Origin of the sequence: Sphingomonas sp. R647, assembly GCF_020177055.1 — a bacterium.
Taxonomy (GTDB): Bacteria; Pseudomonadota; Alphaproteobacteria; order Sphingomonadales; family Sphingomonadaceae; genus Sphingomonas.
In genome coordinates, this window is the sequence record NZ_JAIQXT010000003.1 from 589,960 (window position 1) to 616,069 (window position 26,110).

Genomic DNA, 26,110 nt, shown 5'->3' on the forward strand with positions numbered 1-26,110 from the left:
ATTAGGTGAGCGCTACAGCACGTAGCGGCTGAGGTCGGTGTTGCGCGCGATGCTGGCGAGCTGGCTGTCGACATAGGCGGCGTCCACGACGAGGGCGGTGCCTGAGCGATCCTCGGCGTTGAAGCTGATTTCCTCGAGCAGCTTTTCCATCACCGTCTCGAGGCGGCGGGCGCCGATATTTTCGATCTCACCATTCACTTCCGCCGCGATGCGGGCGACGGCGCGGATGCCGTCTTCGGTGAAGCTCACATCCACGCCCTCGGTGCCGATCAGAGCGCGGTACTGTTCGGGCAGTGATGCCGTGGTGTCGGAGAGGATTGCGACGAAATCATCCTCGGTCAGGCCCTTGAGTTCGACGCGGATCGGCAGGCGGCCCTGAAGCTCGGGGAGCAGGTCGCTGGGCTTGGCGACGTGGAATGCGCCGCTGGCGATGAACAGGATGTGGTCGGTCTTCATCGGGCCGTACTTGGTGGCGACCGTGGTCCCCTCGATCAGCGGCAGCAGGTCGCGCTGGACGCCTTCGCGGCTGACGCTGCCGCCGCGCACGTCGCTGACCGCGATCTTGTCGATTTCGTCGAGGAAGACGATGCCGTTGGCTTCGGCATCGGCGAGCGCGACTCGGGCGACGTCGTCCTGGTCGAGGCGCTTGTCGGCTTCTTCCTCGACCAATTTGGCCCAGGCGGCGTGGACATTCATCTTGCGGCGCTTGAGCTGGGGGCCGCCAAGGCCCTTCATCATTTCGCCGATATTGATCATCTGCGGCCCGGCGCCGGGGATGTCGAAGGGCATGCCGCCGGTGGCTTCGACCTCGATCTCGATTTCGGTGTTGTCGAGATGGCCGGAGTTGAGGCGCTCGCGGAAGGCTTCGCGGGTCGCTTGCGAACTGTCCTTGCCGGTCAGCGCGTCGAGCAGGCGGGTCATGGCCGCGGCCTCGGCCTTGTCCTTGACCGCGCTGCGGCGCCGTTCGCGTTCGAGGCGGATTGCCTCTTCGACCAGATCGCGGGCGATCTGTTCGACGTCGCGGCCGACATAGCCAACTTCGGTGAACTTGGTCGCCTCGACCTTCACGAACGGGGCGTCGGCGAGCTTCGCCAGACGGCGGCTGATCTCGGTCTTGCCGCAGCCGGTCGGGCCGATCATCAGGATGTTCTTGGGCGTGACCTCATCGCGCAGATCGGCGCGCAGCTGCTGGCGGCGCCAGCGGTTGCGCAGCGCGACGGCGACCGCGCGCTTGGCGTCGCGCTGGCCGATGATGTGCGCATCGAGCGCGGCAACGATGGCTTTGGGGGTGAGGCTGTTGTTCATGGCGGGGGTCAAATTCTCTGGTTCGATGCGGTCGGTTCAAGTTCGGCGTCGGGCGCTGTGGCGAGCCATGCTTCGGCCTCGGCCATGGTCATGAAGATGCGCAGGCGTGGATGGCTCTGGGTGCGCTCGGCCTGCATCTTGTTGAGGCGGCTGCCGACCACCGAGGCAGCGCGGCCGGTGGTGAGCGCGAGCCCGCCTTCGGCGATCTGGGGCAAGAGGTCGGCGACCTCATTGGCCTGAACCGGGAAGTCGCGCGAGTCGATCAGCACGTCGTAATCGTCGCGGATCGCGCGGGCTTGCTGAGCCTTCGCACCCGAGGCGGCGGCGAAATCGCGCACCGTTTCGACCGTCCAGAAGTCGCGGATTTCGACGTTGAGGCGGTTGCGGCGGGGGTCGTAGTCGATCTGGAATTTCATGCTGCGGCGTCGAGTGCTTCGATGGTCAGGCGGTCGTTGGTGTAGACGCACAGTTCGCCCGCGATGCCCATCGCCTTGCGGCAAATGACTTCGGCGTCGGGCTCGTAATCGGTCAGCGCACGCGCGGCGGCGAGGGCAAAATTGCCGCCCGATCCGATCGCGGCGATCCCGCCCTCCGGCTCCAGCACGTCGCCGTTGCCGGTGACGATCAGCGTCGTCGATTTGTCCGCGACGATCAGCATCGCTTCCAAATTGCGGAGATATTTGTCGGTGCGCCAGTCCTTCGCCAGCTCGACCGCGGCGCGGAGCAGCTGGCCCTGATGGCGCTCGAGCTTGCTTTCCAGCCGCTCGAACAACGTGAAGGCGTCGGCGGTGGCGCCGGCGAACCCGGCGATGACGCTGCCGTCACCCAGCGGGCGGACTTTGCGCGCATTGGGTTTCATCACGGTCGAACCCTGCGAGACCTGGCCGTCGCCGGCGATGACCACGCGGCCGCCCTTGCGCACGGAGAGGATGGTCGTGCCGTGCCATTGTATCTTGTCGCTCATGGGCCGGGATATGGGGAGGGGGTCTTGGACTTGCCAAGACCCCCGGCGCAAACTGACGAAGTTACGCGGAACGCGCTTCATTCTGTCAGCTTCCGCTTCTCCCCCTTACTTCTCAACGCCTTTGATCTTCCCCCATTGGCGCGCGGCGGTGTAGCCGAGATAGCCGGTGCCGAAGAGCGCGTAGAGCGATTCCGGGATGCCGTTCAGATAGGCGTTCATGGCGGCGGCGATGCCCCGCGCCATATCGGGCTGGACCGCGCCGATCAGGCCCATCGGGATCGCCCAGAGCAGCAGCGCATACATGACATAGAGGAAGCTGGGGCGGGCGCGGCTGGTCCACGGGTCGGGGGATTGCGCTTCGGCGACGATGGCCGAGAGCTGGGTGCGGACCGCCTCCATTTCCTGTGTGCCCTCGAGCTTGAGCAGCTCGAGCTTGGCGGCGTCGCGCGCCTTGGGGTCGGGGATGATCTTGTCGATCAGACCGGCGATCGGGCCGATCAGGCTTTCGATGATACTCATGATTGGTCTCCTGAAAGAGGGCTCGGCGGTTACGAACCGATGCGGTTCGCGAGCCAGCCGTAGAGAAAGGCTTCGTTGGCGGGGCGGCCTTCGGCGAGCGCGATGTAGCGTTCGCCCTGAAGCGCCTCGACCGCCTTGAGCAGCACGCGCTCGCCGGGCGGGCCGCGCGTGTCGAGAAAGGCGGCGAGCGCGGCGAGGGTGATGGGGCCGATCTGGCCGTCGACGCCCATGTCTGGATAGTCTTGCCCGTTGCGGTTCAGGCCGTTGAGCGACCGTTGCAGGAAGCGTGCGGCGACCGCGGGGCCCATATTGACGCCGGTGTCGAACAGCTCTGCCGCGAGGGCTGGCGCGCGTTCGGCGATCTGGTCGAAGCGCGGGCGGAGCCAGTAGAGGCGGCGGTAGATGGCGGCGGCTTCGCTGCGCGGGAAGACGCGCATATCGCCGGCATAGCCATGCGCGCGGGCGACGCGCTGCGTGACGCCCCAGCGGGTTGGGCCGCCGCGATCGGCAGGGTGGTCGCTATAGCCGCCCTCGCGGGCGATCACGTCGTCGATGAGCTGGTCGATGGTCATGGTTTGTTCCTCCTCACCGACTCGCGATAACCTATATGGTTCGCTGTAGGAAAGGGGGTGTTTGTTGTTCCGGGCTTGACCGGGCGCCGCGGTCCTTCGTGATGCGAGGAGAGCAGCCCTGCCCCGGGTCAAGCCCGGGGCGACTAAGGAGGGGTTTGCGAGGCGTGACGGGGGCGGCGGGAGGCGTTAGGGCGGGCCATGGCCAAGACACGACCCGATCAGCTGCTCGTCGAACGCGGACTCGCGGAGAGCCGGACGCGGGCGCAGGCGTTGATTCTGGCGGGGCTGGTGTTCAGCGGCGACAAGCGCGTGGACAAGCCGGGGCAGGCGATCGCGCCCGATGCGCCGCTGACTCTCAAGGGGCGGGATCATCCGTGGGTGTCGCGCGGCGGGGTCAAGCTGGCGCATGGGCTGGATCATTTCGGCATCGACCCGGCGGGGATGGTTGCGATCGACGTCGGGTCATCGACCGGGGGCTTTACCGATGTGCTGCTGAGCCGGGGGGCGGTGCGCATCTATGCGGTGGACAGCGGGACCAATCAGCTCGCGTGGAAGTTGCGGCAGGATGAGCGGGTGGTGGTGCATGAGCAGACCAGCGCGCGGGTGCTGACGGCGGCGCATATCCCCGAGCCGATCGATATTGTGGTATGCGATGCGAGCTTCATCTCGCTGGCCAAGGTGCTCGAGCGGCCGTTCGCGTTCGTGCGCGAAGGGGCGTGGGTCGTCGCGCTGATCAAGCCCCAGTTCGAGGCGGGCCGCGGTGAGGTCGGCAAGGGCGGCGTGGTGCGCGATGCCGCAGTGCATGACCGGGTGTGCGCCGAGGTCGTCGGCTGGCTGGAAGGGCTGGGCTGGAGCGTCGCGGGGGTGACGACCAGCCCGATCACCGGGCCGGAGGGAAATGTCGAGTTTCTGGTCGCGGCAAGGGCTGGGGCGGCGGGGGAGATGGTGGGGTGAGGCTGGCGCGGGACGAGCAGGAGCATCCCATCCCCGAGGAACTTCGGCGCATTTTCGTTCGGATCGCCGATGCCTTTGTTGCGGGCGACTATTCGCTACGCGCCGCCGGTATCGCTGGTGTCGACCTGATCGATGCGGACACGGCCGAGTATATTGAGCGGTGCATTGCGGCCTATGGAGACTCGCTGGCCCCGCTCGATCCCGCAGTTTGGGAGCGGTCCTGCTATGCTTGGTCGGGCGATCACTGGGAAATGCTTGTCGATCTGACCACGCAGCATCAGCAGGTGAGCGATCTCACACTCCATGCTGACGTTCGACTGGATCCGTTACGGGTAGCGGTGCGCTCTGTTCACGTTCCCTAGCCAAGCGAGTGCGGCCTTCGCTCCGGGCGAAGAAAAGCCCTGGCCCGGGTCAAGCCCGGGCAGACGTTAGAGGGGGCAATTTGTAGAATCCCGTTTCGGGTATGCCGCCGGGCCTATGACGATTCTGTGACTCGACATGGAGCGCGGACGGGCGCAGCATGCTTCATCCTTGGGGGAGGATGCTATGCGGATGTCGTTGATCCATACTGCCACCGAACTGTTCCGTGAGGCGCCAGCGGAGGCGTTGCCGCCTGAGCCGGCGATCCGCTGGTGCGCCTATGTCGAGGCGATCGGGGCGTGCGGGTTGCTGGTGCTGGCGGGACTGGCGCTGGCCGCTTGACCGTTAGCCGCGCACGCCGAACGCGGTGTGCTCGTAATCCTTGTCGAGACAGCGGCGACGGCCGTCGGCGCCGGGCGCCGCGAGCTTGGCGCGTTCGGTCTGCTCTGCCGCTGGCTTGCCTTCCTCGGCGCGGATCGCGTCGGAGGAGACTTGCGGCTGTGACGGGTCGCAGACGATCCACATATAGACCGCGCGCCTGAGCGTCGCGATCCAGCTGTCGTCGAGGGTCGGAAGCGCTTCGACGCCCGGCTTTGCCTCCCATGTCGGGGCGCAGACGCTGGCGGCGATCCTGAGTTGTGTCGCGCGCGGCTGGGCCGCGGCACGCGCGGCGAGGGCGGCGGCGCGCGAGGTCGGGTGCGGATGCGACACGAAGAATTCGGTCGCGCCGTCGCGCTTGATGCAGACGACGGCGCCCCAGCCCTTGTCCCGCGTGGCGAGCAATTCGCGCCAGCCGGTCGCGCGGATCGACTGCGCCTCGATCATCGTGGCTTCGACGAGATTGTCGAGGTTGCGGCGGACGAGCACTTCGCCGGTCTCACTGTTGCCGAGCACCACGACAAAGGGTTCGACCGAGTCGAACGGCGTGGCGGCGGGCTCAGGCGGCGGCGCGGCGGGTGGCTGGGCCTTGGCGACGATCACCGGCGCTCGTCCGGGCGGCGGCGCGCCGGGGCGGTTCCAGTGGACGGGGACGAAGGTGTCGATCCCCGCGCATTCCGGGCAATAGCCGGTCTGGGCCGCGCGCTGGCCCTTGTCTGCCTCCGCCTGTGACCAGGTCATGGTGCAATAGGATTGGACGGTGGCGGCGATGCGACCGGTGCGTACGAGGAAGGCGGTGAATTCGGCGCCGTAGCGGGCGCGTTCCGCCACCGGGCCGACCGGGATGGTCTGCGAGATATAGACCGCGCCTGATTTGGGATCGGGGGCGTAGCAGTAGAAGACCTTGGGCTCGCTTTGCGCGCGCGCAGCGGGTGCGACCGGTCCGAGTGCGAGCGGCAGCGATGTCACCGCACAGGCGGCGAGCGCGGCGGCGACGCGCCGCATCAGTCTGCGGCCCAGTTCTTGAGGAAGTTTGCGGCGTTGTCCGCCGCGACGCGGTGTGCGCCATAGGTGCGTTCGGCATCGGCCTGGGCGGCACCCTGCGCGATCGCTCGCTTGTAGGCGACATAATATTCGAACGCCTGGCCGCACATCGTGTCGAGCTGCGTATCCTTGCCGCCGCGCAGCGCGCGCTGGCGGTAATTGCCTTCGGTAAACCCGGCGCAGGTGCCGGTCGCGAGATTGGGCTGGGTTGGGTAGCTGGCGCGGGCGCCTCCGGGTGCCCCTGCTGCACCGGGGACGCCGGGAACCCCGCTCGTGCCGCCGGACGATCCGAGAAAGCCGTCGGCGGCGGCGTTGAGTGCGCTGTCCCCGGTGGTTGCCGCAGCGCCCTTCATCATGAGCCCGACGGTCTGGCTGGCGTCGGCGCCGCTGACCGAGGCGGCATAGCCGCCGACGGCCGCGCCGATCAGGCCCTTGAGCAGCCCACCGCCGCCGCCGGATTCCTTCTGTGCCGCTGCCTGTGCCGCGAGTTGTTCCTGATAGCGCCGGGTCCGGTCGCGAAAGGCGGCGAGATCGGGTTCGGCGAGCAGGCGATAGGGGCGCGGCTGGGCGGCGCCCTTGTCGAGATAGGCGACGCCGGTAGGGGTGGCGGTCATCGTGCCGCTGCCGCCGTTCCAGCTTTCCTCGATGCCGCCATCGGGGCGGCGGACGAAGCGGGTGTTGGTGGCCGTTCCGTCCGGCTGGCGATAGGTGCCGACGATCGCGCCGGTGGTCGCGTCGTGGCGCAGTTCGAGCGTGGTGCGCGCGTTGGTTTCGAAGCGGTTGCCGTCCCAGAAGACCGCGGACATGGTTTTGCCGGTCTCGGTCCACTTCCACTGGCTGACCCGCTCGGTGCCATTGGGGGCGGGGAAGCCGAAGCTGCGGCCCGCCATTCTGGCGAGCAGGCCCCATTGGGCGAGGCGTTCGGCGCGTGCGGCGGCGAGCGTCTGGGGGCCGGCACGGAGCAGCGCGGCGGCGCGCGCGGCGCTGATCGGGCCGAGCGGCTGGCTCTCGCCGGTGCCAAATCCACCGGTATCCTCCGCCGCCTTTTCGTGCAGCCGCACGAGGCGGGGGTAGGTCGAGCGGGTGATCAGCCCACCCACCGAAAAGGCGTAGGCGATCGAGCCGCCGCCGCTGGAATAGATGTTGAGCGCGCCGTTATTGTCGGGCTGGACCAGGCCGGTCTTGTCGCCGATCGTCCAGGCAAGGTCGCCGCCATCGGTGAGCTGGAGCCGGGTTTCAGCGGTGACGCCGGCCTCGTCGCGGTAGCGCATGACGCCGGATACGCCGCGCGTCTCGATGCGATAGTCGATGATCGCCTTGACCGGCAGGCCGTCTGCTTCGCCGGCGCGGATATAGCTGCGGTCGGCCATGCGTTCGAACATCGCGATCATGTCGGTCCCGCGACCCTTCACGGTGCTGCGGGTGCGGATCGTGTAGGTTTTGGCAGCGTCGCCCTGGGTCCGGTTGACCTTGACCCGCACCTCGGCCTTGCCGCGTGCGGTGAAGCGGTAGCGCCCGGCGCTGCGGTCGATCTGGGTCGGGCCGACGCACACCGCTTCGCTGCTGCCCCAGAAGCCGGCGATGAAATTGTCGGGGGAGTAGCAGACCGATGTCTGGACCGACCCTTCGGGTGAGGCGATCTCGACCTCGACATCCTCACCGGCGGCGAGCTTGATTTCGAAGCTGTTGGACTTGCCATAGGGCTGGGCGATCATCCGCGCCTTGGGGTCGTTTTGTGGCGCGAAGACCGAGGCGCTGGAGGGGCCGGTAACTGCGGGCGGGACCGCTTCGGTGAAAACGGGAGCTGCAGCCTTGCGCGGGGCGCTGCGGGATTTTTTCTTGCGGCTCTGGGCGTCGGCGTCGAAGGCGTGGAAAGTCGCGGGTATGATGAGGAGCGACAGGCACAGCAACGCGCCAAGTCGTTTGAAGCTGCCCGAATCCATCTTGTCCCCCGTATTTGGGACAGTGCTTATTGGGATGAGCAATCTAAAGTAAATATCTTCAATTCTGACATTTTGGATGTCGAGAAGTGATGCTGCGCCGTTGCGGGATTTTTTACAGCAGCTTCGCCCGTTCCGCCGCGCGTACTGCGGTGCGGCCGACTGGCGGGGGCTTGGCGGGGTCGGGCCATGACGGGGCGGTGGTCCAGCCGAGATGGGGGAGGCTGACGCTGCGCTTGCCCGACAGGTCGGTGCGCGCGACGATCAGGCCCTTTTCCTCGATATGCATCATCATCCGCTTGGCGCGGCCGAGCGAGCTGGTGCCGTAGAGCGCGGCAATGCGAGCGTCGGACGGGCACGGCTCGCCGGTGCGCGCGGCCTTGGCGATGCCGAGGAAGGGGGTGAGCATTTCCTCGGGCAAGGATGCCGCGAGGGTGAGGGCGTCGTCCCAGCCGGTGCGGTCGGTGATGCCGACGCGGGCGAGCGCGAGCGCCGAGCGGAAATCGGGCAGGTCGATGCCGGGCTCGACGCCGCGCATGCGGCAGCGCACGCCATAGTCCTGGAAGATCGTTGCCAGCGGCGCGCGGCTGTCTTCGGCGCCGATCTCGGCGAGGATCGCGCGGCGGATCTCTTCCTGTTCGCCTTCCTCCAGCACCGGCATGTCGGGGACCGGGGCGGGCGCGGGGGTGGCGACGGCGCGCATGAGGTCGGCCATCGGCACCGGGGCGGGCGGCGGCGGGGGCGGTGCCTCGTCCTCGGTTGGCGGAGCGAAGAGCATGTCGCGCATGTCTTCGGTCGGTGCAGTCGGGAGCGGGGTGAGCTTGGGGCTCACGGCCTTGGAGCCGGTCTGGACTGCGCCGATGCGGATGCTGATCGGGCGGCGGGTGATCGCCGGGCCGAGCGCGAGAAACTCGCCGCGCGCGAGGTCGCGGATCGTATCGGCCTGACGCCGGTCCATGCCGAGCAGGTCGGCGGCGCGGGCCATGTCGATGTCGAGAAAGGTGCGGCCCATCAGGAAGTTGGATGCTTCGGCGGCGACGTTCTTGGCGAGCTTGGCCAGGCGCTGCGTGGCGATGACGCCGGCGAGGCCACGCTTGCGGCCGCGGCACATGAGGTTGGTCATTGCGGCGAGCGAGGTGCGGCGCGCTTCCTCGGTCACTTCGCCAGCGGCGGCGGGGGCGAAGAGCTGGGCTTCGTCGACCACGGTGAGGACGGGGTACCAATGCTCGCGCGGCGCATCGAACAGCGCGGAGAGGAACGCGGCGGCGGCGCGCATCTGGCCGTCGATCTCCAACCCCTCAAGGTTGAGGACGACCGACGCGCGGTGTTCGCGGACGCGGAGCGCGAGGCGCGCGAGTTCGGTGAGGCTGTATTCGGCGGCATCGACCGCGATATGGCCGAAGGCTTCGGAGAGGCTGACGAAATCGCCCTCCGGGTCGACCACGACCTGCTGGACGTAAGCGGCGCTGCCCTCAAGCAGGCGGCGCAAAAGGTGCGACTTGCCCGAGCCCGAATTGCCCTGAACGAGCAGACGGGTGGCGAGCAACTCCTCCAGATCGACGGCAACCGGGTTGCCGCCGCTGTCGAGTCCCATGTCGATACGGGCGGTCATCGCTGGGGGCTTTGGCGTATCGCGGGGGGTGGGGGCAAGGGGGTTGCGGTGGAAGCGGGCAATGAATCCTCCCCCGCCAGGGGGAGGTGGCAGGCGCAGCCTGACGGAGGGGGAGGATGGGTCATCGCTGGAGCGGTGAGGACGCAGCCGTCCTCCCCCTCCGTCGCCTTCGGCGCCACCTCCCCCTCGCGGGGGAGGATTTTTACTTCTTCAGCTTTTCCGCCAGAAACGCGAGGATGTCCGCCTCCGTTGCGGCTTTCGCCGTGGCGTTGGCTTCGACTGACTGGCGCGATTTCGTCGGGGTGTCGTAGCTGTGTGTGGCGCCTTCGAACATGCGCAGGGCAATGTCGTGGCCATTGCCCTTGCTGCGCGTGACGAAGGTTTCGCAGAGCTTGGGCGACACCTCTTCGTCCGCCGTGCCCATGAACACGCGGACGGGGTGGTAGGGTTTGTAGCCAGCCTTGTCGTAGCGCTTTTTGAGGCCGCAGCCGGGGTAGAGCGCGATGCCGGCGGCGAAGCCGATCTTGCGCATGTCGCCGGGCTTGTCGTCGGCCATCGCGGCGAGCGTGGCGCTGGCGCCGTTCGACCAGCCGAGCAGGGCGATGCGGTTGGGCGTCACGTCGGGGCGCGACTGGAGGTAGCGGAGCGCGCCATAGGCGTGGAGCGGGCGATACTCGACCTCATCCACTTCGGGCGGGCGATCGGCATAGGTGCCGGCGGCAAAGCCGGTCGGGTGGCCGACCGCGCCGAAATCATCGACCATCAGAGCGACATAGCCGTTTTCGGCGAGCAATTTGCCCCATGCCTTGTGCCGTGAGGCGAGGGTGGTGGCGTCGTAGCGGCCCTTGGCGAGCGATGAGTAAGCGCCGCCGCGACCGTGCATCATCACCACTGCGGGTGCCTTGGCGGGGGCGTTGGCGGGCTTGAACAGATAGCCCTTTACCTGCGTCTTGCCGTCGCGGCTGAGGAACTGGACTTCCTCGACCTGCACCTGCTGGGCGGCGGCGGGGGCGGCGATGATCAGGGCGATGGGGGCGATGACGTGGCGCATCCTATTTCCTCGCTGGCAAAGTGATGGTTTTCGCGACGCCGTCGCGGCGGGGGTCGGCACCGCCGTCGAACTTGCCGTCGCGGATCATGACGCCGTGGAGGCCCGAATCCTCGCCTGTGCCGCCGCGCACGGTGACGCCGCGTTCGGCCATTCCTGCATGGAGCGCGGGGGCGAACTTGTCGGCTTCGCCGTTGAAGCTGCCGCCGCGTGCGACGAGGTTGGGGAGCGCGATGGCGTCGGCGACGGGGAGTTTCCAGTCGATCATGCCGACCAAGGCCTTGGAGACATAGCCGAGGATCGCGTTGCCGCCGGGAGAGCCGATCGCGCCCGCGAGGCTGCGGTCGGGGTTCAGGATCACGGTCGGCACCATCGAGGAGCGCGGGCGCTTGCCGGGTTGAATCACGTTCGGGCCGGTCGGCACGAAGGAAAAGTCAGTCATCTGGTTGTTGAGGAAGAAGCCGTCGACCATGCGGCCGGTGCCGAAGAAGCTCTCGACCGTGGTGGTCATCGACACCGCGTTGCCGTCGCCGTCGATGACGATGAAGTGCGAGGTTCCGGCGACTTCATTGGTGGCGTCGATGCGCGCGGCGATGGCGCCGGGGGGCGTGCCGGCGCTGGGCGCGGGACCGGCGCGGTCGCCGATCAGCGCGGCGCGGCTGGCGACATAGCCGGGGTCGAGCATGCCCTTGACCGGAACCGTCGCGACATCGCCGACATAGGCGTCGCGGTCGGCGTACATCAGGCGGCTGGCCTCGGCGTACTTGACCCAGGCGACCGGGTCATTGGGGCCGCGCGCGCCGATGTCGGTGCGCTCGATCATCGCCATCAGCTGCAGCAGGCCGACGCCCGAGGAGGGCGGGGGCGGGGCGCAGAGGATGTAGGTGCGGTATGGGTTGCAGAGGCCTTCGCGCACCACCGGCTTGTAGGCGGCGAGATCCGCTTCGGTCATGCTGCTGGCGAGATCGCCTTCGCGGACGCGGGCGACGATGCGGCGGGCGGTTTCGCCCCGGTACATCGCGTCCGGGCCTTGCGCGGCGAGGCGGCGGAGGAAGGCTGCGTAGGCCGGGTTGCGGAGCGTGTCGCCGGTCTGGATCTTGCTGCCATCGGCGTTGCGGAAATAGGCGAGCGAGTCCGGGGTATTCGCCTGTGGGCCGCTGGAGTTGACGAAGCGGCCGAGCCGGGCGGTGACGGTGAAGCCGTTGGCGGCGGTCTGCTGCGCATCGGCGAACAGGTCGCGCCAGGCGAGCTTGCCGTGCTTGCCCTGCGCCAGCGCCATCATGCGGACAACGCCGGGGACGCCAGTGGCGCGGCCCGAGAGGACGGCGGTGCGGAAGCCGAGCGGCTTGCCGTCCGGGCCCATCAGCATGTCGGGGGTGGCACCGGCGGGGGCGGTTTCGCGACCGTCATAGACGGTGACGGCTTTGGTCTTGGCGTCGTAGCGGACCATGAACGCGCCGCCGCCAAGGCCGCTGCTCTGCGGCTCGACGAGGCTGAGCATCGCCTGCACCGCGACGGCGGCGTCGACCGCGCTGCCGCCCTTGCGCAGGACGTTGAGGCCCGCCTCGACCGCGAGCGGATGCGCGGCGGCGACGAAGGCCTGACGCTCCGGAGCAGTGACTGGGGCCGGGGCGGCGGTCTCGACCGCGCCGCGCGGGGCGCAGGCGGAAATGCCCGTCGCGGCGAGCGCGAGCAGGAAATGCGAGCGAGTCAGCTTCATGGTTCGATGGCTTTCGCGCCGGGACGGCGGGGGTCGGCGGCGCCGAGGAAGAGATTGTCGGTGATCATGATCGAGTGCGCGCTTCCCATGGTTTCGTCCGAGGTGATGCGATGCCCCTTTGCCTTGAGCGCCGCAACCGTATCGGGGTTGAACCCGGGTTCAACGCGCAGCGACGCGGTGGTTCCCTGATAGATGCGCGGGCGGTGGGTCGCCTCATCGACGTTGAGGCCATAGTCGATCGCGTTGACGATGACCTGGACCATCGTTGTCGGGATCGTGCTGCCGCCCGGCGTGCCGGTGACGAGCCAGGGCTTGTCGCCCTTGAACACGATTGTCGGCATCATCGTGGAGAGCATGCGCTTGCCCGGTGCCATCGCATTGAGCGGGGGCGGGGTGCCGGTGCGCTGTGCCTCCCATGCCTGTTCATGGCTGAAATTGTTCATCTGGTTGTTGAGCAGGATGCCGGTGCGCGCGATCATCACGCCCGATCCGAAGTCCGAGCCGAGCGTGGTGGTGAGCGAGACGGCGTTGCCGTCTGCGTCCGCGACCGAGAGATGCGTGGTCGAAGGGCTTTCATACTTTAGCGGGTCGCCATGCGGGGCGTCGGGGCCGCGGATCACCTTGTCGGTCGAGATCAGCTTGGCGCGTTCGGCGGCATAGCCCTTGGACACGAAGCCCTTGACCGGGGCGGTGACGAAGGCCGGGTCGCCGAGCACGCGGTAGCGGTCGGCATAAGCGAGCTTCATCGTCTCGGCGAGGAGGTGGAGCGAGGCGGCGCTGCCTTGTCCCGCCGCCTTCATGTCGAATTGCTCGAGGATGTTGAGCATGTTGAGCAGGGTCGCGCCGCCCGCGCTGGCAGGCGGCGGGGTGTAGACGGTGTGGCCGCGATAGGTTCCGACCAGCGGGTCGCGCTCGACCGGCTTGTAAGCGGCGAGGTCGGCCATGGTGAGGAGGCCGCCATTCGCCTTCATGTCCGCGACGATGCGGCGGGCGATTTCGCCGGTGTAGAAGGCCTTGGCGCCGCCCTTCTGGATCTCGCCCAGCGTCCAGGCGAGGTCGGGCTGTTTCAGTACATCGTCCTTGGCATAGAGGCTGCCATCGGGCTTGTAGAAGGTCGCCTTGCCCGACACGCTGTTCGACAGCCGCTCACGGCCCCAGCCGAAGACGAAGGCTTCATCGGCGGTCAGCTTGACGCCATCGCGGGCGAGGCGGAGCGCGGGTTCGACGACCTTGGCCCAGGGGAGCTTGCCCCATTTCTTGTGGGCGTGTTCGAGGCCGGCGACGCTGCCGGGGACCGAGGGGGCGAGATAGCCATAGGAGGCGATGCCGCGCTCTTCGCCTTTGTTGTCGACGAACATCGCCGCAGTGGCGGCGCGCGGGGCGATACCGCGGAAGTCGATCACGCGGACCTGTTTCGACTTGGCATCATAGACGGTGATGAAGCCGTCGCCGCCGACATTGCCTGCGCGGGGCAGGGTGACGGCGAGCGCGAAGGCGACGGCGACCGCTGCGTCCACCGCATTGCCGCCGTCGCGCAGGATCTGCGCGCCGACGCTGCTGGCCATCTCGTTCTGGCTGACCACCATCCCGCGCGTGCCGACCACTGGGGAGTGGATCGAGGGGTATTCGAGCAGGTGGCGGCTTTGCGCCAGCGTTGGCGCGGGCAGCGTGAGCGCGAAGGCGGCGAGGGCGAGGGTGAGTTTACGCAGGAACATGGGTCTCTCTCTCAATTCCTCCCCTGCATAGCAGGGGAGGGGGACCGCTCGCGCAGCGGGTGGTGGAGGGACGGCTGCGCAGACAGCCGTGGGCAGCTCGGCAACATTCCGCCCTCTGCGGGGCGGCCCCTCCGTCATCGCTGCGCGATGCCACCTCCCCCAGCGAGCTGGAGGAGGAATGAGGGATAGCTCAATCATTCTCGCTCGCCTTGTAGACCGCGACGTCCATCTCGCCCTCCCAGCGGGCGACGGCGGTGGCGATCGAGAGGTCGGAGGTGACGTTGGGGATGGTGCGGATCATGTCGAGGATGCGGTCGAACGGCAGGATGAAGCCGACGACGATCGCGGTCTGTTCGGGCGTGATGCCGATCGCGTGGAGCACGGCGGCGAGGACGAACAGCGAGCCCGATGGGACCGGCGCGACGCCCATCGCGACGATGGTGGTGGTGGCGGCGATCACCAGATAATCGGCCATGCTGAGGTCGACGCCGAATGCCTGCGCCGAAAACAGCGTGAGCATCGCGACATACATCGCCGCGCCGTCCATGCCGATCGTTGCGCCAAGCGGGAGCACGGTCGAAGCCACGGGAGGCGAGACGCCGAGGTTGCGCTCGGCGACGCGGATTGCGACCGGGAGGGTGGCGCTGCTCGACGAGGTCGAGAAGCCGACCATGATCGCGTCGGCGATGCCGCGGAAGAAGGGGAGCGGCGGGAGCCACGCCATCAGCCGCACGACGATGACACCGTGGATCAGCAGGGTGACGATCGCCGAGCCGACCACGACGCACAGGCCGAGTTTGAGCACCGCGATGAAGCTGGACGGGCCGGTGGTGCCCATCACGACTGCAATGAGCGCGAACACGCCGAATGGGGCGGTTTCCATCACGAAGCCGACGATCTTGAGCATCACTTCGGAGCCGGCATTGAGCAGCTGGCGCACCGGTTCGCCGCCCTTGCCCGCCGCGATCACGCCCGCGCCGACGAGGATCGCGAAGAAGATCACCGCCAGCGTCTTGCCCTGTGCCATCGCGCCGATCGGATTGTCCGGGATGATCTCCATGAACATCTGCGCGGTGTCGGGCGGGGTGCCCATCGCCTTGGGGATCGCGCCGGCGAAACTTGCGCCGAGACCCGGGGCGATGAGGGTGGCGACGATCAGGCCGGTGGTGACGGCGAGTGCGGTGGTGAAGACGTACATCGCCAGCGTCTTGACGCCGATACTGCCGAGCCGCTTCGGGTCGGCGAGTGCGGCGACGCCCGAGGCGATCGTCAGGAACACGAGCGGCACGACCAGCATGCGGATCAGGCGGACGAAGGCGGTGCCGATCCAGCCGATCGCGGTCGCGCCCTCACCCCAGGCGATGCCGACTGCCGCGCCGAGGACGAGCGCGGCGAGGATGCGCTTCCACAATGCGACGCCGAACCACCAGGCGAAGGCGCGCTTGATCGGGCCGCGGCGTTCGGCGGGTTCGGGCATGGTGATGTCGGTCATGCGGGGCAGGTCCATTCGGGTTGGCGCGGTTTGGGTAAGGGGCGACCGGCGAGGGTGCCGGTGAGCTGGCCCTTGTCCACCGCGAACCGGCCATTGACCAGCACGTAGCGTACGCCGGTGCTGGGTTCGTCGGGCCGGTCATAGGTGGCGCGTTCGGCGTAGTTGGCAGAATCGACGATCGTGATGTCGGCGAACTTGCCCGGCGCAAGGATGCCGCGATCGGGCAGGCCGAGGATCTGCGCGGTCTGGGCCGACGAGCGCTGGACAAAGCGTTCGGGCGACATCAGCTTTGCCTCGCGGGCGAACATGCGCCAGCCGCGTGCGAAGCTGCCCATGCGGCGCGGGTGGCCGTTGGTGGCGTCGGAGGACGTGACGACCCAGCTCTGGCGGGCGAAGGCGTCGATGTCGCGCTGGGTCATGTTGAAGCTGGCGATGCTGGTGCCGGGATCGGCGATCAGGATGCGTGCGGCTGCGTCGAGCGGGTCGAGCTGCCATTGCGCGGCGAGGGCGTCGAGGCGTTGGCCCTTGTGGGGACCGCTGACCAGCAGGATGGCGTGCGCGCCGCCGCGGATGCGGAGTTGTTCGGCCATGTCCTTGCGGAGTTGCGGTTCGAGCGTTTTGAGGTTGGCGACCATCGCGGGCGCGCCGCCATCCTGCGCGCGGCGCGGGACGAGTGCGGCGGCGAGCGAGGTGCTGGAGGCTTCCCACGGATATTGGTCGGCGGTGATGGTGACGCCGGATTTCTGCGCCGTCTGGATATGGGCGATGACCTTGGGGGCCATGCCCTGGACGTCGGCGCCGAGCGCCTTGATATGGGCGATGTGCAGCGGGAGCTTGGCTTCGCGGGCAATGGCGATGGCTTCGTCGATCGCGGGGATCAGGCCGATACTGGCGCTGCCCTCGTCGCGGAGATGGGTTTCGTAGATACCGTTATGGCGACCCGCGACTGCGGCGAGCGCGGTGACTTCGGGCGTTTTGGCGAAGCTTTGCGGGGCGTAATAGAGGCCGGCGGACAGGCCGAGCGCGCCGTCGCACATCGCGCGGGCGACGTGCCCCTTCATCGTGTCGAGCTCGGCGGGGGTGGGGGCACGGTCACGGTTCCCGACGACCTTGAGCCGGATTTCGCCGAAGCCGGTGAAGCTGGCGACATTGGGCCCGGTGGGATTGGCGGTGAGGCGCGCGAAAAGGGCCGCGATGTCGCTGTCGCCGCCGCCGTCATTGCCGATGGCGATGCTGGTGACGCCTTGCAGCAGATGGTTGGCAAGCTGGCGCCGCGCCGCATCGGGGGAGCGGGCGTCGGGGCCGCTATGCGTGTGCGGGTCGATGAAGCCGGGGGTGACGGTGAGGCCCGCGGCGTCGAGGGTGCGCCGCGCGGTGATCCCGCGCGGACGCTGGCCGATATAGAGGATGCGGTCGCCGTCCACGCCGATCTCCGCCACCCGCGCCGGGGTGCCGGTGCCGTCGATGACCTGGCCGTTGGTGATGACCAGGTCGATCGTGCGGGGTGCGGGAACCCGGTCCTGCCCCGCCCCGATGGGCAGGAGCAGGAGCGGGGCCGCGAGAACGCGGACGGCGCGACGCATCAGAAGCGCTTGCTGACCGAGAAATAGATCTGGCGGCCGCGGTTGCTGTAGAGATCGCCGATATAGCCGTTGCTGTTATCGGCGATCGGAGCGAGCGTGTTGAACAGATTGCGTGCACCGACGCGCAGACGCAGACTGTCCATTGGCCCGCCATCGACCTCATATTGCGCATAGAGGCTGTGGGTCATGTAGTCGTCGACGCGGAAGCGGGTGCCGTCCGCCAGCGAGGCCGAGGTGTCGGTGACTTCGCCGACATAGCCGCCATAATAGCCGATGCCGAAGCCGTCATAGCGCCAGGTGACGCTGGCCGACGCACGCCATTTCGGACGGCCATTCTGTTCGACCAGATCCTGCGCGCCGGCGATGATGATCGAGGGATCAATGTTTCCTGCTGCCTGCGCATCGACCAGCGCCTGTGCCGCAGGCCCCGGCACCTGATAGAATTCGAGCAGACGGGCGGCGTTCACGCGGACGCTGAAGTCGCCGATGCCGGTGTCCTTGACCTGATAATAGACCCCAAGGTCATAGCCCCGCACCGCGCGTGGCGAGAGGTTGGTGTAGTTGTCGATGACCTGGATCACGCGACCGACCGGAGCGATGCCGGAGCCGGTGAAGTCGAGAATTTCCTGCGGCGTCGGGGCGGCGCGCTGAACATTGGGGTTGGACGAACCCTGCAGACGCAGCAGATAGTCGAGGATCAGCGCATTGCCATCACCGAACAGGCCGATCACGCTCTTCTGGCGGATTTCCCAATAATCGGCGGTGAAGGTCAGGCGACCCGCCTTGCCCATGTTGAGCTGGTAGGTGCCGCCCAGCGACAGGCTGTCCGATTCCTCGGGGGTCAGATCCTGGCTGCCCGAGCGGTTGCTGACGACGCCCTGGCTGCGCGTGCAGGCATCGAAGTTGGCGATGCGACCGGCACGGAAATCAGCTTCGCACTTCACCCAGTCGGTGCGCGTGTTCGACCGCTGAATGCCGTTTTCGAACAGCTGGGGCAGGTTCGGTGCACGGAAGCCCTGCGACCAGCTGCCGCGCAGCTGGAAGTTGGCGAAGGGGTACCAGGATGCAGCGACCTTGGGCTTCGCGACGGTATTGAACCCCTGATAGGATTCGACGCGCCCGGCGAGCTGGAGATCGAGCGAGCGGATCAGCGGCACGTTCATGTCGGGCGCGACCAGTGGCACCGCGAATTCGAGGAAGCCCGAGATGGTGTCGCGCGAACCGCCGCTGTCCGGCGTCGGGCTGGCGCCCATCGTGTCGCTGCCGTTCGAGCTGCCGTCGAGCGCGACGAAGCGGATCGTGCCATCCAGACGGTCGTCGCGGTCGTCGGCAAAGGTTTCGTGCCGGAACTCGACGCCCGCCGCCATGCCGACGCGGCCACCCGGCAGGGTGAACAGGTCGTTCTTGCTGATCTTGAAATCGCCCATCGCCAGCTCGGTCGTGCTGACGCGGCCGATATCGACCACGAAGCTGTCGATGATCGCCTGTGAGTTGGGGGAGCTGTCGTAGCGACCGGGGTTCAGCGGATCGCCGCCGTTGAACGGGTTGTAGGCGCTGGCGTCAGTGCGGCTGAGTGCCTCCTGAAACTTGGTCAGGCTGACCGTGCGCATGCTGTCGGCAGTGCGGGCGCGCGAATAGAGCGCGGCGCTGTCGAAATCGAAGCCGAGCACTTCACCCCGGAACCCGGCGAGGAACCGGGTGGTGTCGTTGCGGACATTGACGACCAGCGGGCCGGCATCGACCGGGCGATAGTCGATCAGTTCGATCGGCACGCCAGTGGTGGCGACGCCGGAGAGGCCGGGGATGCGGAACGCGCTGCCGGTCGGGCCGAACGGGTTGTAATAGCCGTTGGCGGGGATGATCAGCCGCTGGCTGGCGAGTGCGGTATCCTGCTCGCGTTGCGACTGGAAATCAGCGCGATACCAGCCGGCTTCGGCGAAGAATTCGATGCCGCTGTCGAATTCATGGTTGAAGAAGCCGAACAGGTTGATGCGGTCGTTGCGGCCCATGATCGTACGGACATCGTTGATGTCGTATTTCAGGTTGTTGTCGGTCGAGGCGGTCGACAGCGAGCTGTTGTCGAAGCAGGTCCCGGCATAGCCGCTGGCGACGATGCAACCTTCGTTCGTGTTCGGCTGAATGTGGAAGATGCCGCTGCTGGTCAGCGAGGTGCCGTTGACCGTCGCGGTGGTGGTCGATGCGACGAACGAGTTGGTCAGCCGCTGGAACTCACCCCAGATGCTGTCGACCGAGGTGTTGTCGAAATCGGTATCGTTGGCGAACGGCGTTCCGGCAACCAGCGGGCGCAGGTCGGCCGAGCGCGAGTTGCGGCGGTCGCGGGCGTAGAGCGGGTCGCGGTGGTTGTAGGAGCCGAATACCGAGATGTTCGACTTGCCGCCGTTGAAGCGATGCCCCGCCTCGAACGCGAACTCGGCCTCGATCTGCCCCGAATCCTCGGTGAAGCCGATTTCGGCGGTGGTGCGCAGGCCGCGGAAATTGTCCTTGAGCACGGTGTTGATCACGCCCGCGACCGCGTCCGAGCCATAGATCGCCGCAGCGCCGTCGAGCAGCACCTCGACCCGGCGCACGCCCATCACGGGAATCGTGTTGGTGTTGACGCTCTGCACCGGAACGAGGTTCTCGCTCTGGGTGCCGGGGTGGAGGACCATGCGGCGGCCGTTGAGCAGGACCAGCGTGTTGCCGGTGCCGAGTGCGCGCAGGTTGATCGAGGCGGTGTCGCCGCGCGCGTCGTTGATGCCGCCTGCGTCGCGGCTTTCGTTGAAGGCGACGTCGCCGGCCTGGGGGATCGAGCGGAACAGATCGTCACCGCTGGTGGCGGCGGCGGCGGCGATGTCATCTTCGTTCAGCACGGTGACGGGCAGCGCGCCGGCTACGTCCGCGCCCTTGATCTGCGAGCCGATGACGACGACTTCCTCGGTCGTATCGTCCTGAACATCGGCGGCGGTCTGGGGTGCATCCTGGGCGATTGCTGCGGTGGCGGTGGCGAGGAGCGAGATGCTGCCCAACAGCCCTGCGATCCGGATCTTGGTCTTCATGGTCGTTTCTTCCCTGTTCCCAGTTATTATCTGCCTTGGCGTCTGGTGCGCCTTCAGCCCCTCTCTTCGATGATCTCCGCGACGCGTTCTGCGCTGCCGGCGGCGTAGGTCCAGCCCAATGCGCCATGCCCGGTCGCCGCGATCACGCCCGGCGCGATGGTCCGGGTGATCGGCAGCGAGTTCGGGGTCATCGGTCGCAGGCCGGCCCAGCTCGACTCTATTTGGTCATAATCGGCAGCCTGAGGCAACGCCGCGCGCGCACTGTCGACCAGCACACGCAGGCGTGCCGGTTCGACGCGGGTGTCGCGCTTGCCCAGCTCGGCGAGGCCCGCGATTCGCATACGGTTGCCGATGCGCGCGAACACGACGCGGTTGGAGACATCCGTGATGCTGGCGCTGGGCGCGGCGGCGCCGGGCGGCAGGGTGATCGAATAGCCCTTCATCGGCTGAATCGGCAGGCGCACGCCGAGCTGGTGGGCGAGGCGGGTCGAGCCGGTGCCGGCGGCGAGGATGATCCGGTCGGCCCCGACGCGCGTGCCGTCGCTGGTGACGAGCGCGGGGCCGGAGCCGTTGGACAGGATGCGGTCGATGCCGGTGCCCATCATCGAGCTGCCACCCGCGCGCAGCAGCGCATCGTGCGCGCTGACGCAGAAGCGGTGGGGGTCGCCGACCTCCTCGTCACGGGTGTGCAGCGCGCCGACGATCGACTCGCGGATCGGGGCGAGCATCGGTTCGGCGGCGACCGCGCCGTCGGGGTCGAGGATCGACTGGCTGACGCCATGCGCGGCCTTGAGTGCGGCCATCTCCTGCGCTGCGGCGAACGAGGCGGCGCTGCGGTAGAGGTGGATCTTGCCGGGTGCGCCATGCCCGAAATCGAGCGCGTGGCGTGCGGCAAGGCCGGCGAGCGCGGCGCGCGAACGGGCGGCGAGGTCGAGGCCCGCGACGGTGTTGTCGCGGAAGCGCGCGGCAGTGCCGTTGCGGAGAAAGGCGAACGCCCAGGCGATGAAGTCGGGGTCGAGCCGCACATGGAAGCGCAGCGCGCGATCGAGGCCGAGCAGCACGCGTGGGATCTGCGCCAGCGTCGAGGGGCTGGCGAGCGCGTCTGTGTAGCCATAGCTGAGCTGCGCGCCATTGGCGAAGGACGTGCCGAGGCCCGGGCCCTTGGCGGAATCGATCACGGTGACGCGGTGGCCGCGCTCGGTCAGCGTCAGCGCCGTCGCCATGCCGACCACGCCCGCACCCAGCACGATCACTTCGCGCGGGACGGTCATGCCGCCAGCTCCGGGTTCCGGTCGATCAGAATGCGTCTTCCCCCTGCATCGCGATTGGATGGACATTCCAATCGTGCTCCCGAATGCGACATTAAAGTTCACGCCGCAGACGAAAAGCGCGCATTCGCTGCTTAAGGTATAGACTTTGGTTATGGCTTGGCGCGGTTTTCCTCAAGCACTTGCTGGAAGGTGCGCAGGAAGGCGTGGGCGGCGCGCGAGGGCTGGCGCTCCTCGAGCGTGACCCAGGAGATGGTGAAGCGCAGCGGCGGGTTGGTCGGCAGCCAGGTGAAGCCGGGCGCGCGCCAGGCGCGGGCGGTGAATTCGTCGATCACGGTCACGCCGCGCTCAAGCTGGGCGAGGCGGGCGGCGATGAAGAAGGTCTGCACCGATACGGTTTCGCGAAAGGCGATGCCGCGTGCGCGGGCGGCTTCGGTCAGCACTGCGCCGATCGGCCCGGCGGCGGCGACGCCGATGACGTCGCGGTCGGCGAGCTGTTCGAGCGGGAAGCGCTCGCCGGGATCGGGGAACATGCCCTCGGGGTACTGCACCACGAGTTCACCCTCTGCCATCGCCTCGCGCGCCAGCCGGGGATGCGGGGGCGGGGTGTAGGCGATAGCGAGGTCGAGTTCGCGTTCGATCAACGAACGCAGCAGGTCGTCATGGTGGTGGGTATGCACCTCGAACGTCACGCGCGGCCAGTCGCGGCGGAACAGCGCCATCGCCTGAGGCACCATGTCGAGCGCGAGGCTGGGGACGATGCCGAGCCGGATATGCCCGCCGCCCGAATGCGACAGGTTGCGCGCGGTGAGCTGAAGCGTGCCGAGCCGGTCGAACAGGTCGCCCGCCTCGCGCATCAGCGCATGCGCCTCATCGGTCGGGATCAGGCGGCCGCGCGACAGCTGGAACAGGCGAAAGCCGAGATTGTCCTCGGCATGGTGCAGCGTCTTGGACACCGAGGGTTGCGAGACGCCGAGCGCGCGCGCCGCCGCGCTGATCGAGCCGTGCTGATAGACGGCGTGGACGATTTCGAGCTGGCGCAGGCGCATCAGGCCGGTTCAGACATAATGGGGTTCGGGGTTTTCGTGCAGCGCCTCGTAATGGACCAGCACCGGCTCCGGGCCGAGCGGGACGGGCTGGCCGTCGCGGAAGGCCCATTCGCCGCGGTCGCAATCGGCCGCGCTGACATAGCCGTTGATGTAGAGGCGGCGCTGGTGATCGGCGGTGTTGCGACCCGATCCGTGGACCAGATAGGGGCTCCACATCGCGATATCGCCGGGCTCCATTTCGAGATCGATGACGGCGGCGGGGTCGATCCCGGCGGCGAGCAGGGCGTCGTCGCTCATCTCGTTCCCCAGCACTTCGGTCGAGGTGTCGAGCGCGAGCGGGCCGGCGCGGTGGCTGTTGGGGATCATCCGCATCGCTCCGCTGGCCCGCGTGTGCGGGTCGATCGCGAGGCCGGTCTGGATGTAGGAACTGCCGAGGTTGCGATAGGCGTCGTCGGGTTTGCGGAAGCGCGAATCCTGGTGCCAGGCGAAGTCGCCCTTCGACCCCGGCGCCTTCCAGTGAAGCTGGTTGATGATCTGCTTGAGGTCGCCGCCGATCAGCGGGGACAGCAGGTCGACCCAGCGCGGATCGAGGCGGACGGCGTTGAGCACCGCGCTGTGGTAGGACGGCCATTGCACCATCGGTACGAGCGGCGTGCCGTCGTCGGCCGGGCGGACGTTGTAGAACAGATTGCCGTGCCGGAAGCTGCGGCCATGGGCGATGCCCTCGGCATGGACGGCATCGACCGCCCCGCCGATCCGGGCGATTTCATCGGGTGAAAAGACGCCGCGAACAATGGCATAGCCGTGCTCGTGATACTGGGCGACATGATCCATGGAAGCCTCCGCGTACGCGTTGTGCGTGCGAGGCTTTCACTGGAGCGGGGTTGCGTCAACCCCGTGACGGTACGGGTCAGCGTGCCGGATCGGCCGGTTGCGCGTCGGGTTCGGTGGCGTTCGCGTCAAGCATCTCGGCGGCGGCGTTGAGCTGCGCCGCCTCGTCCGGCGAGACGCCCGTGGTGTCGTCGGTGCGGTTGCACGCGGCGAGCAGGGCAAGTGGCAGCAGGATGATGGCGCGCATGGTTCCCCCCGGAAATGCGCGGGGCCGTCACAGCGACGGCCCCGGCTCGGCCTTAGTTGTTCTTGTCGAGTTCGTCTTCGGCGGCGTCTGCGGCGTTGCCGACGCGGTCTGCACCCGCGCCGATTGCGGCACCGGCGCGGTCGGCGGCGTTTTCGGCGGTGCTGAGCGCGCCATCGGTTGCGGCCTCGACGTCATCGGCGGCTTCGCTCATCGTCGCATTGGCGTCGGCACCGATCGCCTCGGCGGCTTCGGCGGTTTCATTCTGCGCCTTGTCGCTGCATGCGGACAGGCCGAGTGCGGCGAACGCGGCGAGCGGAAGAAGGGCCTTTTTCATGGATATTCCTCTCTGAAACTTCGGGTCGTCCGGGGCAGGACGTCCGAAGCGTGTCTAGGTTCCGTTTCGGGGCAGGGCAATCGGTGGCGAAATGAGGGCCAAAATGCTTGCCTCCGCCGCCCCTTGCGCGTAAATCAGACCCGTAGTCGGCCGCCCGTGGAGGGCGGCCCTTATTGTTTCTGGAGACTTTGACGTGGCTCAGCCGCTCATGCCGCATGCGACCGCTTCCTGGCTGGTCGACAACACCGCGCTCAGCTTCGAGCAGATCGCCGACTTTTGTGGGCTGCACATCCTGGAGGTGCAGGCGATTGCGGACGACACCGCCACGACCAAGCTGACCGGTCGCGATCCGGTTCGCGCGCATGACCTGACGCTCGAGGAAATCGAGAAGGGTCAGAGCGACCCCGATTATCGCCTCAAGATGAGCAAGGGCCCCGAGCAGATCCGCCGCACCAAGGGGCCGCGCTACACGCCGGTGTCGAAGCGCGCGGACAAGCCCGACGGCATTGCGTGGATCATCCGCAACCATCCCGAGATCACCGACGGCGCGATCGGCAAGCTGATCGGCACCACCCGCACGACGATCGCGGCGATCCGCGACCGTTCGCACTGGAACATCGGCAACATCGTGCCCAAGGATCCGGTGACGCTGGGCCTGACCAGCCAGCGCGAGCTGGATTCGGCAGTGGCCAAGGCGGCAAAGGCAGCGGGCATCGAGGCGCCGGTCGACACGCGGCTGGAGGGCGATCGTGAGGCGCTGCTCGAACAGCTGCGCGCCGAGCGTGACGCAGCGTCGCGGGACACGACCCCGGGCGTCGAATATGACCGGGATACGCTGTTCAAGAGCTGATCCGGCTCCTTTTTCGTTTTTACGGTATCGTGACGGCGCGCGGACTCGACAAGCGGGTCCCGCGCCGTCAATGTTTCGGGTATGGCTGAGCTTGCCCATTCGCCCGACATCTCGCTGACCCAGGACGAGAGCTTCGTCGCGACCAGCCATCGCGGGCTGAACTATCCACTGGGCGAGCGCACGCCGACGGTGGGGGAGGCGATTGCGGTCGCGCCCGGCGTGCATTGGGTGCGCATCCCGATGGCGGGGCCGCTCGACCATATCAATTGCTGGCTGGTCGCCGATGGCGATGCGACGACGATCGTCGACACCGGGCTAAACGTCGAGCCGTCGGTCGATGCCTGGCGCGCGCTGTTCGAGGCGCAGCCGCTGGCGATGCGGCGACCGGGGCGGGTGATCTGCACCCATTTCCATCCCGACCATATCGGCCTTGCCGGATGGCTGGGGCGCAAGTTCGATGCGCGCATCTGGATGACGCGGGGCGAGTGGCTGATGGGGCGGTTGCTGACCGCCGATGTGCGCGACGCGGTGCCGGACGAGCAGATCGCCTTCTGGCGCGCGGCGGGATGGGATGACGAGCAGGTGGCGGCGGCGAGCGCCAAGGGCTTTGGCCAGTTTCGCCGCATGGTCGCGCCGATGCCGCTGGGCTATCGCCGGATCATCGATGGCGAGGACATCGCGATCGGCGATGCAACCTGGCGGGTGGTAGTCGGGTCGGGGCATTGCCCGGAACATGCGTGCCTGTGGAATGCGCGCGACGGCGTGCTGATCGCGGGGGATCAGGTGCTGCCGCGGATCAGCTCCAACGTGTCGCTGGGAGTGAGCGAGCCGGACGCCGATCCGCTGGGCGAGTGGCTGGCGTCGATCGACAAGTTGCTGGAACTGCCCGGCGACCTGCTGGTGCTGCCGGCGCATGGCGCGCCGTTCACCGGGCTGCACGTGCGGCTGGCGGCGTTGCGCGACGAGCATCGCCTGCGGCTGGATATCCTTGCCGAACATCTGGTCGAGCCGCGCCGCGCGGTCGATTGTTTCGGGCGGATGTTCCGGCGGACGATTACCGGCGACATGCTGGGGCTCGCCACCGGAGAGACGCTGGCGCATCTGCGCCGGCTGGAGGTTGAGGGGCGGGCGGTGCGTGAGGTGCGCGACGGCGTCTGGTGGTATCGCGCGTCCGTTTAGGTTCGGCTGCGCCGAAGCGGCACCGGCCCGCTCCCCCACCCGGCCACCCATATAATACACTGTCGTTGGGTGGCCGGGTGGGGGAGCGGG

General features: G+C 67.8%; 24 protein-coding genes. 5 read left to right on the forward strand and 19 right to left on the reverse strand.

What is annotated here, in order from left to right:
• Positions 1-12: 12 nt before the first annotated feature.
• From hslU to K9B35_RS09945, 5 genes are all read right to left on the reverse strand, one after another.
• Entirely contained in the window at positions 13-1,305 is a 1,293-nt protein-coding gene (gene hslU / locus K9B35_RS09925) for an ATP-dependent protease ATPase subunit HslU (protein WP_224921662.1), read from the reverse strand.
• A gap of 8 nt (positions 1,306-1,313) precedes the next feature.
• Positions 1,314-1,721: a hypothetical protein gene (locus K9B35_RS09930; protein ID WP_224921663.1), complete on the reverse strand. Its 408-nt coding sequence runs from the start codon at positions 1,719-1,721 to the stop codon at positions 1,314-1,316.
• On the reverse strand, positions 1,718-2,269 hold the full coding sequence (gene hslV / locus K9B35_RS09935; RefSeq protein WP_224921664.1) for an ATP-dependent protease subunit HslV: 552 nt from the start codon (positions 2,267-2,269) through the stop codon (positions 1,718-1,720). Before hslV ends, K9B35_RS09930 begins: the two co-directional genes overlap by 4 nt.
• A gap of 105 nt (positions 2,270-2,374) precedes the next feature.
• The gene (locus K9B35_RS09940; RefSeq protein ID WP_224921665.1) at positions 2,375-2,788 is read right to left on the reverse strand and encodes a holin family protein; all 414 of its coding nucleotides are present in this window, start codon (positions 2,786-2,788) and stop codon (positions 2,375-2,377) included.
• 29 nt (positions 2,789-2,817) lie between these two features.
• Positions 2,818-3,360 (reverse strand): glycoside hydrolase family 108 protein, encoded by a 543-nt coding sequence (locus tag K9B35_RS09945; RefSeq protein WP_224921666.1) that lies wholly within the window; start codon positions 3,358-3,360, stop codon positions 2,818-2,820.
• A gap of 198 nt (positions 3,361-3,558) precedes the next feature.
• Between K9B35_RS09945 and K9B35_RS09950 the strand changes: the two genes are divergently transcribed.
• From K9B35_RS09950 to K9B35_RS09960, 3 genes are all read left to right on the forward strand, one after another.
• Complete coding sequence (locus tag K9B35_RS09950) at positions 3,559-4,314, forward strand: TlyA family RNA methyltransferase (protein ID WP_224921667.1); 756 nt, start codon at positions 3,559-3,561, stop codon at positions 4,312-4,314.
• Positions 4,311-4,676: a hypothetical protein gene (locus K9B35_RS09955; RefSeq protein WP_224921668.1), complete on the forward strand. Its 366-nt coding sequence runs from the start codon at positions 4,311-4,313 to the stop codon at positions 4,674-4,676. Before K9B35_RS09950 ends, K9B35_RS09955 begins: the two co-directional genes overlap by 4 nt.
• A gap of 190 nt (positions 4,677-4,866) precedes the next feature.
• Positions 4,867-5,016 (forward strand): hypothetical protein, encoded by a 150-nt coding sequence (locus tag K9B35_RS09960; RefSeq protein ID WP_224921669.1) that lies wholly within the window; start codon positions 4,867-4,869, stop codon positions 5,014-5,016.
• Between the two features lie 3 nt (positions 5,017-5,019).
• On the opposite strand, the gene K9B35_RS09965 is transcribed toward K9B35_RS09960, so the two are convergent.
• The 14 genes from K9B35_RS09965 to K9B35_RS10030 form a co-directional block, all read right to left on the reverse strand.
• Complete coding sequence (locus tag K9B35_RS09965; RefSeq protein WP_224921670.1) at positions 5,020-6,057, reverse strand: hypothetical protein; 1,038 nt, start codon at positions 6,055-6,057, stop codon at positions 5,020-5,022.
• On the reverse strand, positions 6,057-8,039 hold the full coding sequence (locus K9B35_RS09970; protein WP_224921671.1) for a hypothetical protein: 1,983 nt from the start codon (positions 8,037-8,039) through the stop codon (positions 6,057-6,059). The genes K9B35_RS09965 and K9B35_RS09970 overlap by 1 nt, the downstream gene beginning before the upstream one ends.
• A 112-nt stretch (positions 8,040-8,151) precedes the next feature.
• A complete protein-coding gene (locus K9B35_RS09975; protein WP_224921672.1) occupies positions 8,152-9,648 on the reverse strand; it encodes an ATP-binding protein in 1,497 nt (498 codons plus the stop codon).
• 202 nt (positions 9,649-9,850) lie between these two features.
• On the reverse strand, positions 9,851-10,699 hold the full coding sequence (locus tag K9B35_RS09980) for a dienelactone hydrolase family protein (protein WP_224921673.1): 849 nt from the start codon (positions 10,697-10,699) through the stop codon (positions 9,851-9,853).
• A 1-nt stretch (position 10,700) separates the two neighbouring features.
• On the reverse strand, positions 10,701-12,416 hold the full coding sequence (locus K9B35_RS09985) for a gamma-glutamyltransferase family protein (RefSeq protein ID WP_224921674.1): 1,716 nt from the start codon (positions 12,414-12,416) through the stop codon (positions 10,701-10,703).
• On the reverse strand, positions 12,413-14,131 hold the full coding sequence (ggt, locus tag K9B35_RS09990; protein WP_224921675.1) for a gamma-glutamyltransferase: 1,719 nt from the start codon (positions 14,129-14,131) through the stop codon (positions 12,413-12,415). The genes K9B35_RS09985 and ggt overlap by 4 nt, the downstream gene beginning before the upstream one ends.
• Positions 14,132-14,321: 190 nt before the next feature.
• Positions 14,322-15,623: a dicarboxylate/amino acid:cation symporter gene (locus tag K9B35_RS09995; RefSeq protein ID WP_224921676.1), complete on the reverse strand. Its 1,302-nt coding sequence runs from the start codon at positions 15,621-15,623 to the stop codon at positions 14,322-14,324.
• On the reverse strand, positions 15,620-17,206 hold the full coding sequence (locus tag K9B35_RS10000) for an N-acyl-D-amino-acid deacylase family protein (RefSeq protein ID WP_224921677.1): 1,587 nt from the start codon (positions 17,204-17,206) through the stop codon (positions 15,620-15,622). Before K9B35_RS10000 ends, K9B35_RS09995 begins: the two co-directional genes overlap by 4 nt.
• Complete coding sequence (locus K9B35_RS10005) at positions 17,206-20,262, reverse strand: TonB-dependent receptor domain-containing protein (RefSeq protein ID WP_224921678.1); 3,057 nt, start codon at positions 20,260-20,262, stop codon at positions 17,206-17,208. Before K9B35_RS10005 ends, K9B35_RS10000 begins: the two co-directional genes overlap by 1 nt.
• A gap of 53 nt (positions 20,263-20,315) precedes the next feature.
• A complete protein-coding gene (locus K9B35_RS10010; protein ID WP_224921679.1) occupies positions 20,316-21,533 on the reverse strand; it encodes an FAD-dependent oxidoreductase in 1,218 nt (405 codons plus the stop codon).
• A gap of 149 nt (positions 21,534-21,682) precedes the next feature.
• Positions 21,683-22,579: a LysR family transcriptional regulator gene (locus K9B35_RS10015; protein ID WP_224921680.1), complete on the reverse strand. Its 897-nt coding sequence runs from the start codon at positions 22,577-22,579 to the stop codon at positions 21,683-21,685.
• A 9-nt stretch (positions 22,580-22,588) separates the two neighbouring features.
• Positions 22,589-23,413 (reverse strand): phytanoyl-CoA dioxygenase family protein, encoded by an 825-nt coding sequence (locus K9B35_RS10020; RefSeq protein ID WP_224921681.1) that lies wholly within the window; start codon positions 23,411-23,413, stop codon positions 22,589-22,591.
• Between the two features lie 76 nt (positions 23,414-23,489).
• Positions 23,490-23,657: a hypothetical protein gene (locus K9B35_RS10025; protein WP_224921682.1), complete on the reverse strand. Its 168-nt coding sequence runs from the start codon at positions 23,655-23,657 to the stop codon at positions 23,490-23,492.
• A 52-nt stretch (positions 23,658-23,709) separates the two neighbouring features.
• Complete coding sequence (locus tag K9B35_RS10030) at positions 23,710-23,991, reverse strand: hypothetical protein (protein WP_224921683.1); 282 nt, start codon at positions 23,989-23,991, stop codon at positions 23,710-23,712.
• A 193-nt stretch (positions 23,992-24,184) separates the two neighbouring features.
• On the opposite strand from K9B35_RS10030, the gene K9B35_RS10035 reads away from it, so the two are divergent.
• The gene (locus tag K9B35_RS10035) at positions 24,185-24,841 is read left to right on the forward strand and encodes a DUF1013 domain-containing protein (protein ID WP_224921684.1); all 657 of its coding nucleotides are present in this window, start codon (positions 24,185-24,187) and stop codon (positions 24,839-24,841) included.
• An 81-nt stretch (positions 24,842-24,922) separates the two neighbouring features.
• On the forward strand, positions 24,923-26,020 hold the full coding sequence (locus tag K9B35_RS10040; protein WP_224921685.1) for an MBL fold metallo-hydrolase: 1,098 nt from the start codon (positions 24,923-24,925) through the stop codon (positions 26,018-26,020).
• Positions 26,021-26,110: the final 90 nt, after the last annotated feature.